The organism is Pedobacter nanyangensis (assembly GCF_003313505.1).
GTDB classification, from domain to species: Bacteria; Bacteroidota; Bacteroidia; order Sphingobacteriales; family Sphingobacteriaceae; genus Pedobacter; species Pedobacter nanyangensis.
Genome location: NZ_QMHO01000002.1, coordinates 666,196 through 677,875, shown reverse-complemented (window position 1 = coordinate 677,875; position 11,680 = coordinate 666,196). Strand labels below are relative to the sequence as shown.

9 protein-coding genes are annotated in these 11,680 nt (G+C 40.0%); 4 read left to right on the top strand and 5 right to left on the bottom strand.

Annotated elements, in window-relative coordinates; genetic code table 11:
- Positions 1–857: hypothetical protein (locus DUT71_RS05995; RefSeq protein WP_162795954.1), on the top strand; the 857-nt coding region annotated here is incomplete at its 5' end.
- A gap of 21 nt (positions 858–878) precedes the next feature.
- Here DUT71_RS05995 and DUT71_RS05990 read toward each other — a convergent pair.
- Complete coding sequence (locus DUT71_RS05990) at positions 879–2,474, bottom strand: SIR2 family protein (RefSeq protein ID WP_113661592.1); 1,596 nt, start codon at positions 2,472–2,474, stop codon at positions 879–881.
- 351 nt (positions 2,475–2,825) lie between these two features.
- On the opposite strand from DUT71_RS05990, the gene DUT71_RS05985 reads away from it, so the two are divergent.
- The gene (locus DUT71_RS05985) at positions 2,826–4,370 is read left to right on the top strand and encodes a T9SS type A sorting domain-containing protein (RefSeq protein WP_162795953.1); all 1,545 of its coding nucleotides are present in this window, start codon (positions 2,826–2,828) and stop codon (positions 4,368–4,370) included.
- Positions 4,371–4,645: 275 nt separating this feature from the next.
- On the opposite strand, the gene DUT71_RS05980 is transcribed toward DUT71_RS05985, so the two are convergent.
- The 3 genes from DUT71_RS05980 to DUT71_RS05970 all read right to left on the bottom strand — a co-directional run bounded on the left by DUT71_RS05980 (position 4,646) and on the right by DUT71_RS05970 (position 7,732).
- Complete coding sequence (locus DUT71_RS05980) at positions 4,646–5,698, bottom strand: DUF5694 domain-containing protein (protein ID WP_113661590.1); 1,053 nt, start codon at positions 5,696–5,698, stop codon at positions 4,646–4,648.
- Positions 5,699–5,999: 301 nt separating this feature from the next.
- Positions 6,000–6,710 carry a LytR/AlgR family response regulator transcription factor gene (locus DUT71_RS05975; RefSeq protein WP_113661589.1) on the bottom strand — a complete coding sequence of 237 codons (711 nt, stop codon included), beginning with the start codon at positions 6,708–6,710 and terminating at the stop codon, positions 6,000–6,002.
- Positions 6,707–7,732 carry a sensor histidine kinase gene (locus tag DUT71_RS05970; protein WP_113661650.1) on the bottom strand — a complete coding sequence of 342 codons (1,026 nt, stop codon included), beginning with the start codon at positions 7,730–7,732 and terminating at the stop codon, positions 6,707–6,709. The genes DUT71_RS05975 and DUT71_RS05970 overlap by 4 nt, the downstream gene beginning before the upstream one ends.
- 337 nt (positions 7,733–8,069) lie before the next feature.
- On the opposite strand from DUT71_RS05970, the gene DUT71_RS05965 reads away from it, so the two are divergent.
- Entirely contained in the window at positions 8,070–10,649 is a 2,580-nt protein-coding gene (locus tag DUT71_RS05965) for a TonB-dependent receptor (protein WP_162795952.1), read from the top strand.
- A 50-nt stretch (positions 10,650–10,699) separates the two neighbouring features.
- Here DUT71_RS05965 and DUT71_RS05960 read toward each other — a convergent pair whose 3' ends face one another.
- Positions 10,700–11,068 (bottom strand): winged helix-turn-helix transcriptional regulator, encoded by a 369-nt coding sequence (locus DUT71_RS05960; protein WP_113661587.1) that lies wholly within the window; start codon positions 11,066–11,068, stop codon positions 10,700–10,702.
- A gap of 144 nt (positions 11,069–11,212) precedes the next feature.
- On the opposite strand from DUT71_RS05960, the gene DUT71_RS05955 reads away from it, so the two are divergent.
- Entirely contained in the window at positions 11,213–11,596 is a 384-nt protein-coding gene (locus DUT71_RS05955) for a nuclear transport factor 2 family protein (RefSeq protein WP_113661586.1), read from the top strand.
- The last annotated feature ends 84 nt before the right edge of the window (positions 11,597–11,680 follow it).

Below are 11,680 nucleotides of genomic sequence, written 5' to 3'. Positions count from 1 at the left end.
GATGTGGCCAGTTTGCAAAAAAAGCAGTGGCCAGTTTTGGAATAATCTACAGTCATGTGAAGCGTATAGACAAAGAAGATGGTTTGGTCATACTTTCATTAAAACAAGAAAAGGCAAATCCATATCAACAATATTTTACTCAAAATAAGGACAAGGTTGTTGATTTTATAATTGATGAAATTACACCATATGGGATTAACGGAACTTTAGTTAGCCCTAAACTCAAAATTTATATCCCTAAATATGAAATGTCATGGAATGGTGAATCAATTGATTACCGTGTTGGTGCAAAGAAGCAAGTTTTCATAAAGGATATTGACAAAAACAAATTTAAGCTAATTGGAACTTTCAAAACCATCATTCCCCATCCGCTTGCTTTGATTAAAGATAATTTTGGTGAAGGGCAAATATTGAAACACATGAAAGTAATCCAAGCATATAATTGGGGTATTGTTTATGAGATGAAACATTCTGGTAAATCATATGAGTCCATACTGTTCCGCAGTGATGTGAGTAACAATGGCTGGGTAGATGCTTGCATAAACTTTGGCGAATGTCTTAATGATATACCACTTCAGCTAAAAAAAATTGACTTTGAAAAAAATAAGATACTTTTAAGTTTGAAAGGCCTTACAAAAAATAATATAAATAGACAGGAAAATTTAGATTATGGCAAAACTTATCAAGGAATTGTTATTGGCAGTGTGAAAAGAAATGCGTCAATGAGTATATTGATACCTCATATTTGGATTGAGGGTATATTGGAAACAGAAAAAAGCTATCAACTCGGTCAAAAAATAAATGTACGGCCTGGTTTGATTAACCCATCTGGGACATTAATTTTGATTGAAGATTAGAATATTATAGTCGTTAATCGATTAATGACCTGCTGGTAATTTTGCATCAAGTTGCAAACCATGTTTAAGATAATCATAAAAACAAACAATTTTCTTTAAGTCAGTTTGTTTTTTTGTTTCATTACTATAGTTTTCTTTTAAGAAATCTAATAAATCATCTAAGTCAATATTTTCTCTCTTTAGAAATGGTATATAGTAAAATGCATGTTTGTTACCATATGTTTCAACTACATGTTTTACTCCTGTACAATTATCCCTAACCTCTGCATGTCTTCTTAAATAACTAATACCTTTAGGATAATATACTTTAACATTATTATCCCTTACTGCATTAATTACTTTAGCACCGAACCTTTCTGTTTCAAATAGCTGTCCATTATCATCTAATTCCCCTGATTGACGAAGATATTTATATAATGGCAAGTACGTGTTACCTTTCAATAATTTAGGTATGACATCCTTGATAACAATCTCGGAGTCCCAATTTTTGTTTTCATAAATAATATCTTCAAAAATATCATCATTGGATATTCCGATATAACCATGCTCGGAGTATTGGCTTGCGACCCCAACTCCGATTACAAATTGTATGTCATCATCATCATTGATGTTCTCCAAATCACCAATAAGCATAGTTTTTACTGGGTTACTGGTTTTTACAAGATCGTAAACAGCAGATCTACACTTCCTTAGTACCTTAACTGGTAACCTTTGCTTTAAAGTAGCTAATATCTTAAACAATGGAACAAAAGAGTTCAACTTTATATGTTTAATTGGCAGAGGTAATTTTTCTATAACGATATTACCGTCAAGTATTTGAGGGTCATCATAATCAGCACCCCACTCTACAAAAATCAGTCTATCCCTTAACTTTTCTATGTTCTGATTGTCAACACATTCAACTATTGAGTTTAGAATATCAATAATATTTGAATCAGACAATGAATAACCTAAAAAAATAATCGGATGTTCAGCAAAAATCGTGAATAATTTTGCCGCTAAAAACTGATTTTTCTTATGGAAGGAAATATAATCTTCTTTGGTGACAACTATGCTATCGGGTTGTGTTACTGAGCCATGTATTTTATAGATTTCTCCTATGGCTGCAGTATCTGAAAACAAAAGCTGATTTTGACCAACAAAAATCTCAAAACCTTCAAGTAAATTATTTGTGAAATCATCCCAATTTGTAGTAATTATTCCATCAATTATAGAAGATTTTAGCAATTCAATCTCATCGTTAAATTGCTCGCTTTGGATTCCACGGGTGGACACAAATAAAGCTAATTCTATTTTAAATGGTTGCTGAGTACTAAATTGCGCTTCCTTATTATACTTTTTTCGATTTTCAGCAAAACTATCTGAAGTCCACCAAATCTTATGGAATTCATCAGCTAATACAGAAGCCAATTTTGGCAAGTCACCCTCGATTTGAGAAGCATAATAACCGAATTCATATGGCAATTCAAGCTTCTTCGAAAACTCCTCTAACAAATCATACCAAGTTGGAAGTTGCAAGTATCGTCTTGATAATCCTGACCCAATAAACAAATACGGGCTAGTGTTGAACAATTCTAAGTGCGATTTGAATTTTGCGTTAAAATGTGTTAAACTCATACAATCTAAATTTAACTAAAAGTAACAATTTCGCATGAGTTTATAATTTTATTGAATTAATATAGTTATTCTTCTCTTAAAGCTATTATTTTCTTACAATCCTCAATAAAAGTGTTTGGTATTTCGACCATTGGGATCACAAAAAGCCTCACAGAAATGTGAGGCTTTTTCGTTTCATGCCTTTTTGGTGGTTGTTTCAATTAAAACCTATAGCACCCTAAAGCAAATCATTTCTAAGGGAACAAACCGAAATACTTTCCCATGCCTGTATAGATAAAAAAGTAGCAGATAAAGGTTAAATAGTATTAGGTGATGAAGGCTCAAACCTATTTCCTTCGTGAAAAAAGAAATATGAAAAAGCTTTATCTATTTATCCTCTTGGTCACTGCAATTTCGGTAAATGCCGTGGCGCAAACTTTTTGGTCAGACAATTTTGAGGACACTGGTTCGCCATCTGTGGGCAGCAGAACCACCTCCATTGCCGAATTTAAATGTATCTCGGGGTTCTTTAAAAGAACTGATGGGTCGGATATTACTTGGCCAGATCCCTTTACCGGATACAACAGTTCAAAATACTTTGGTGCTATGGATATCGACCGTGGCCCTTCCTGCGGCAGCAACAATACCGTTTCTGCGGCACAATCCATCACCTGGTCTGGCATCAACATCGCGGGAAAATCAGGCATCACCTTTAAGGGCTTGTTCGGTGCAAATGGGGCGGCAACATTTCAGGGCATCTTCTTTAACGATGCCGCAAATAACTTTGCGCTAGATTATATGATCATAGAATATCGCATTGATGGCAGTGCAACTTGGCAGCAGTCGATTGCGATTTATCCCAACGATGCCACAGCAAACGGTGGAAAAATGGCACAAGATACCAATGGCGATATGGTTGGCGATGGTCCCGCGTTAGGAAGTGCCCTTACCGAAATTTCTGGAAATATTACAGGTACCGGCACTACACTCGACCTCAGGATCAGGATTTTTGTGAACAACCAAAGCCCCGGCGCCATGGCCTTTGATCATTTCCGCCTGTCGTCCGTAACCAATACAGCACCTTCTGCCAGTAATGTGGTAAATACGGGGACCACCAAGGAGGGCCAAACCTTAACGGGGACCTATACTTATGCAGATCCCGAAAACAATGTAGAGAATGGTTCTACTTTTAAATGGTATCGATCCGACAATGCTGCTGGCCTTAACAAAACAGCCATTGCCGCCGCTACCTCGACAAGCTATGTGCTTACTGCCGTTGACGTGAACAAGTATATTTCTTTTGAGGTGACACCCAGGGACGGCACGTTGAACGGAACGGCGGTAGAAAGTCCTTTGCGGGGCCCAGTCATTCCAATTACCCTGCCCGTTGGCCTGACAAGCTTTAACGCCTCCATCAAGGACAATGAGGTGGCTTTAAGTTGGACAACGGCCTCCGAAACGGACAATAAAGAATTCATTGTTTATCGCAGCGGGGCTGATGGCATTTTTACCGCTATAGGTACGCTTGGCGGAAGCGGGAACAGTTCGGTGACCAAAAGCTACCGCTATATGGATAAGCGGCCTATACTTGGCGACAACTATTATAAGCTGGCGCAGGTAGATATGAACGGTACAGAGCGTACCCTGCAAACCACGTCCGTTTCATTTGCCATGGCAACAACAGCGGTCACCATCTATCCTAATCCTACACTGGCAAGCGCAAATGTGACCTTTAAGGCCGAAACCTACTCGACCGCAAAGCTGTTGGATAATAACGGAAAAATCCTCAGAACGATGCCCATTGCAGCAGGTACCAACCAGTTGAGCCTCGACCTTTCCGCATATGTGCGTGGCGTATACTACCTTTTGCTATCTGGAAAGGGAACAGAAACAGCCCATAAATTGGTTAAAAAGTAATGGAACTAATGCGGTTACCAATGATTTTGTCGTTGATAGCATCCCATTTAAAAACCGCATAAAATAGCTACTTACGTGTTGTCTGCAATGCTTGGTAAATGGGTGGCAAAACCAAAACGGGCGTCAATTGAAACGAAAGAATAATCAACCCACAGCAGGCCAAATGCCAGCAAGATCACCGAAAGCCTCACAGCAATGTGAGGCTTTGTTTATACCACTACAAGTAAAATGTCTTGCCACATTTCCTAAGCGGTTGTTCATTCAGGATGTAACCACTAGTTCACCTCATTAATGTTGCGCACCTTTACGTGGGGCATGGTCTTGAAAATGTCCTGCATGTATTTTCTATGATTGGCACCCGCCAAAACCACCACTCTTTTAGCGCCTGCCTTTTTGGCCCTGTTCACTACATTGTGGCACATGCCCTCGTTTCTCTTGATCCACCAATGTATTTTCGATAGCATTTCTTCTTTAGGGAAGCCTTTCATGTCATACATCACAGGCAAATAGAAATCGCCCGAGGCCGAAATTTGGGAAGCTTCATCGGTGTTCAGCCATTCGGTGACGGTATTGGAAGTGCTTTCGATTTGATTGTATTTCGCATAACCATTGTTAATGGTGGTTAAAGCTGCTTTCAATTGCGTTTTAAGAGAATCCGTCAGGTTTTTCCTAAACAAAGCGAATGCTGTATCGAACGCTCCCCAAGAGGCTTGCCAATTCAAATCGTACTCTTGGTTGTCCATGGCCAGCAATTCCTTCATGCCCAATTCCTGCATCATAGGGAAGGCGATAAAGGCATATTCCGAAGTTTTCAGCCTTCTCATGCTTCGTCCAGTGGTATCTAACTTAGGGCTCAGCAATTTGTTTACATAGTCTTCCAGTTCGGCATTGGCTTGCTGCTGTAAAAAGTGATGGACTTGCCAAAATTGATAATGGGCATTGGCCACATCTTGATTAAGGTAATAGGCATGGGCCAGCGCTGTTTTTATACGATAATCACGAGGTTGTTGCAAGGATCGTTTTTTCAAGCTATCAATGGTACGCGGCAGTAAGGCTTCTGGTATGGGTTGGTTGCTCCTCAGCATTTTTAGCCGATTAATATTGGGCTGTTTGCACCAATAATCCATCACCAACTGCTCGTCTTCCTTGCTTAAAAACTCTCCAAAAAAGGCATCGGGCTTAAACTTCCTGATTTTTTGATGGATGCTGGAAAAATTTTGTTTGGGATATTTACTGTAATCATGGGAAACACCAATCAGTAAAACTTCAATATCCTGCGCTTTGGCGTTGATGGAGAGGAATAAGAATAATAAAAAGAGATACTTCATGGTTTTGGGGCCGTCTTGTTTAGTTAATGGATTTGTAGGTTTTTTATTTCAGCAACACGTCAAAGGGTTAACAGCTAAATTAAGGATAAATTCAACCGCTTTTATATATCAAAATGTTTAACTATGAGTAGAAAAATTGATCGCCCCAGCTATTCATTTAACCCTTAGTTGGTGTTATCACCAACATTACTGACAGTTCATTCTTTGGTTGGTGATCATGCCAATCATCCTAATGGTCAATTATATCAACTTAAGTATAAATAAACACTTGTTATTTGGGGGCAGTATAAATGATATGCTTTTATTCCCCATCATCATTCAACACCCTTTTTACATTATCCTTATAACCATCGCTTACCGGTATTTCCGATGAACCAATGCAAACAAAATCACGTTTGATATGCGTAATTTTTGAACTGGCCACCAAAAAAGACTTGTGTGTGCGTATAAACCTTTCTACTGGCAGCTTTTCTTCAATAGCTTTAAGTGTCATACGGGTCAGTATGGGTTTGTTGGCTGATGACAGGTGAATTTTGATATAGTCTTTCATACTTTCCACGTATTCGATATCATCAACAATGATCTTTACCAGGGTATATTCCACGTTGACGAAAAAATCCATGTTTTTTTCAATAGGAGCCTTGCTTTTGTTCTTCAGGCCAAATAATTCGTTCGCATGGTTGCAGGCTTTCAGAAAACGTTCGAAACTAAAAGGCTTTAGAATATAGTCTGCCACCCTAAGTTCAAATCCCTGCAAGGCATACTCCTCATGGGCCGTAATCAAAATCACCAATGGCGGGTTGTTTAACGATTGTAAAAACTGTAGCCCGTTCAACCCAGGCATCCTGATATCAAGAAAGATAAGATCAATCTGTTTGGCCTGTAGTACGCCTATTGCTTCCATGGCACTTTTACAGGAATGTTCAAGCTGTAAAAACGGCACCTGGCGCACATTGTCCTCCAAAAGCTCCCGAACCAACTGTTCGTCGTCAACAATAATACAGCGCATCATGATAGTTGGAGTGTTAAAATAACATGGAAAATATTTTCCTTGTCGTTGATGGTTAATGAATAGCTGTTTTTATAAAGAAGGTCAAGCCTCAATTTTATATTGCCGAGGCCAATTCCCGAACGCTCAATTCCATTGGGTTCTATTTTGGCGCCATACGGATTTTTAACCTCAAAATGCAGCTTGCGCCGATCAACCTCCAGCCTGATCATCATCCACGGCGTTGTAGCAGACCCTGTGCCATGCTTAAAGGCATTTTCTACAAAGGGGATCAGCAGCATCGGCTCAATTGTAGTATCGGCATCCAGATCGTTAAGGTTAACCTTGTAGTCAATCTTTACATCGCTTGCAAACCTCAGCATTTGCAGTGCCATATAGTTATCCAGATAGGCTATTTCTTTCCTCAACTCAATTTTTTTGTGCTGTGTCTCGTAAAGCATGTAACGCATCAGGTCTGAAAGTGTAATAAGTGATGTTTCAAGCTGGTCTGACTTTTTTCTGGCCAGCGAAACCAGGTTGGTCAATACATTGAACATAAAGTGCGGACTGATCTGGGAACGGAGAAACTTAAGCTCATTGGCAAGTTGTTCGGCCCTGCTGTCTGCCTGTTCTTTTTCAAAACGTATCCTGTCCACCACCATTCGGTATATAAAACTGATCACAACTATTACGATAGACGGCGCAAAAATAAATTTGTGGGCAGGCTGATCATCCACAAGCGCTGGAAACCATACTTTAAGAATATTGTATTTCAGTACATAAGATAATAATACTAAAACGGTGCTGGTAAGGATGTAAAATCCCCAGTATTGCCGTTTAAACAGCTTGGGCACCAGGTAAAAAGCATTGCCATAAAAAAGTACCAGGTGTATAAGCCAGTTGATGGAGAAAAACGATGCGGGAATAGAACCTATACTATAGTGATTGGCCGCATTGGAAACAACATAGGGCAACAACAGCAACGTAAGCCAAATGAGTACGTGCAGCACAAAGCTGATATAGTGGGATTGAGGTATGTTTTTCATTTCTGTAGATATAGGTTGCATTGGATATCTAAAACAAGGCTATAAAATTTCCAAAGCTGTGTAAAGTTAATCATTAAAATGCTCAGCAGAATATTAAATAACAACTATTGCAGGTAAATCATGTGCTTAAAAAAGTAATAGTATAGATATTTACAAAATAGTTGATCTGTTAAAAGTAAATCAACAGCTCAAACACAAATCGCTGAAAATTCTCTTTTTGTCGCCACAGTTTCAGGACTTGTCTATTCTACCCCTAAGCATATCAGCATCCTTATAATTTTGCTTCATCGGCTTCCAGAAAAGAAGCGTTACAGCCTAAAAAAACATACACATGCACATGAAAAATAAATCTCTTTTAATCGTCGTATTTCTCCTGTCAATTTTTGCCGTTTCAGCACAATCGCAGCAAGCCGTGCCAGGCAGGCAGGGCACCATAGCCCGCATTTACGGAAAAATTGTTGATGCCAGCGGCAAGGGGATACCCAATATTTCGGTGATGGCCTTAAGGAAGGAGCCCGATACGCCCAGGACAAACAAAGAATTGCTGTTAAAAGCAGCGTCAACACTTGCCAACGGCGATTTTAGCCTGGACGGGCTAACAGCGTATGGTACCCTCCTTATAAAAATTTCAGGTATCGGCTTTAAACCGCTTAGCTTACCAGTTACTTTCGGCAACGCAGGCGGAGCCGGCCAAAATAGTGGCTGGGGAGGGCAAAATACGAACATGGATAAAGACCTGGGCAATATTGTGCTTACAGAAAACGATATAAAACTGGCCGAAGTAACCATAACGGCAACCAGGCTGCCGATGCAGATTGACATGGATAAAAAAACATTCAACGTGGCGCAAAACCTGGTTAGTATTGGCGGAACCGCCATAGATGTAATGCGTAACGTACCCTCGGTACAGGTAGATGTTGATGGCAACGTAAAAATGAGGAATGCCACGCCACAAATTTATATAGACGGCAGGCCAACCGCATTAACCATGGACCAGATACCCGCCGATGGCATAGCAAGTGTAGAAGTGATCACCAATCCGTCAGCCAAATATGATGCGGCTGGGGGTAACGCTGGTATAGTGAATATTGTACTGAAGAAAAACAAACAAAAAGGCTATAATGGCAACCTCATTGCTGGAACCGATAGCAGGGCTGGCAAAAACCTTGTGGGCAGCCTTAACCTTAGGCAGGACAAAATTAACATCACTGCCTCGTTAATAGCCAAGCACAGTAAAGACCGTACTCGGGGAACTACAGACCGATACAATTTTAGCAATAACAATCCCGAAAATATCTCACAGAACAGCCATATCAAAACCAATGATATTTTTTCAATGGGCAAACTAGGGATGGATTATTTCGTTACCAACAGAACAACACTCAGCCTGTCAGGACTGGTGATGTATGGAAAATTTAAACCCAATGAAACCATTGGCATTACTACCGAAAACCTCGTTAACACCGCCCGAAGCAGTTCTGGAAGGCGGGTTTCGAACACCAAAAGGGAGATTGATGGTACTGCTTTGGAATTAAGCATCAAGCATAATTTTCCAAAAAATGGAAGAGAGTGGACAGCAGATGTGAACTATTCCACCAAAATGGTGGATGGGAACAGTCTTATAAACAATGAAGTTTTTAATGTTACCGGCAACATCTCAAACCCCGTTGCCCGACAAAACTTCATTGAAGCGAACAACAAGGTGCTGGTTATACAATCTGACTATTCAGACGCAATTACGCCAACAACAAAATTGGAAGCTGGCCTGCGTGCCCAAATCAGCCCACTAAGCAATCAAAATGATAGCTATCTGTTATTACCAGGTGCGGCAGATTTTGAGAAAATAGAAAATGAGGGTAGCAGCTACAAGGTAGATAATGAAGTGTACGCAGCTTATTTATCCATATCCAGCAATATAAAAAATTTCGGGTATCAAATTGGCATCAGGGCCGAAAGCTCCAGTTTTACCGGTAACTTACACAATGGCCAGCAAGTAAAAAATAACTATCCCTTAAGTTTGTTTCCTTCGGTTTTTCTTACACAAAAGCTAAAAAAGGATCAACAATTACAGCTTAGCGTCACCAGGCGCATCAACCGCCCTACATTTTACCAATTAACTCCCTATACCGACTATACCGATAACCTGAACATCAACAGCGGAAACCCCAATCTGTTGCCTGAATTCACCAACGCCGCAGAGTTTTCATACATGAAAACCTTTTCCGCAAACCAAACGTTTCTGGTTTCGGCCTATTATAAAAAAACAAATAATTTAATTATCAGATACATGGACATGGAAAAAAATCCCTCGACTGGTCAAGATGTTTATATCAACCGTTTCAACAATGCCGATTATGGATCTGCCTACGGTTTTGAAATCACTACCGTTAACCGGTTGGCCAAATTTTGGGATTTTAGCCTAAATGCCAATCTTTACAGGGGGCGTATAAATTCAAACAATATCCCAACCGCCACCGTGCAGCAAACTATGTGGAGTTTCTTTGGTAAAATGAACAATACTTTTAAACTGCCAATGGGCTTTGATATCCAGCTTTCGGCAGAGTACCAGGGTAAAACCAATCTGCCCGTAAATAACGTCCAAAGTTATGGGCCGCGGCCACAGGCACAAAGCGCATCACAGGGATATATCAGGCCCTTTTTTGGTGCAGATATGGCCATTAAAAAATCATTTGGCAAACAAAACGCAAAGGCCTTGACTTTAGGTGTAACCGACATTTTTCGCAGCCGAAAATCTGACCAGTTTTCTGAAGGCACTGGCTTTGTACAGGATTATTACAGGCTGGTTAATCCGCAACTGGTGAAACTGAGTTTTATGTATCGCTTTGGCAAAGCCGATGCCTCTCTGCTTAAGCGTAAAAACACGAAACGCAGTATGGAAAACAACTCCGACTTATAGAGTTACCTCTATTGACTGTTGGTTAGCTCAATGTATAACAGGTTAAGTAATCACGCATCTTTCTTATTGTAAAGCGTATGTCGGTAAGCCGTTCCCCAACCAGCCAGTTCATCAATCAAAGGACTTACGGTTCGGCCCGCGGCCGTAAGTGCATACTCCACCGTAATTGGCTTTGTATCAATAACGGTACGGGTAATCAACTGGTTCATTTCCATGTCCTGTAATTCCTTGGAAAGCATTTTGGGCGCAATGCCCTCTATTTCCCGTAGCAAATCCATAAACCGCATTTTGTCGTTCAACAGCAGGGTTCCCAATATATGAAACTTCCATTTGCCCGATAATATTTCCATGGCATCCTTTATGGCCAATATCCTCGACTGGCATTGGGTTGTCGTATTACAAACAGCTTGTTTCTTCATCGGTTTTTACAATTAATTAACCAGGTAAAGGTACAAAATTTAAGGATTAGTTACCAATAGGTAATCAGTTTCTAAAAGGTAATGGATAGTGTTTGTAAACTACAGAGCTTATAATTTTGATATTGTATTTAAAAACAGTTAAAAATGATTAATGCATCAAAATCAATTGTAGAAGAAATGTTCGCTGCCTTTGGCAAGGGCGACATGGAAGGCTTCCTGAAAACCGTATCGGCAGATACCGTTTGGATATACCACGGCACCCAGATTATACCCCAAGCTACCTATAAAGGATTTGAAGGCGTACGTTCCTTTGTTTCGGGCATACTGGATTACGCCGATATGATCAGTTTTGAACCGCTGGAATATATTGTTGAAGGCAACAAAGTAGTGGTTTTGGGACAGGAACACCAAAGGGTAAAGAAAACCAGCCAGGAGCAGCAACAAAAATGGGTGCAGGTTTATACCATCAAAAACGGGCTTATTGCACGGATGGAAGAGTTTGCCACTTCGGAAATATTGACAAAATGAGTACCCGTACAATCATAAAAAGTGTAATGGCAATACTGCTGATGACTTTTACAAGTTGTATGGGGCAACAAACAAAGCGTAAGA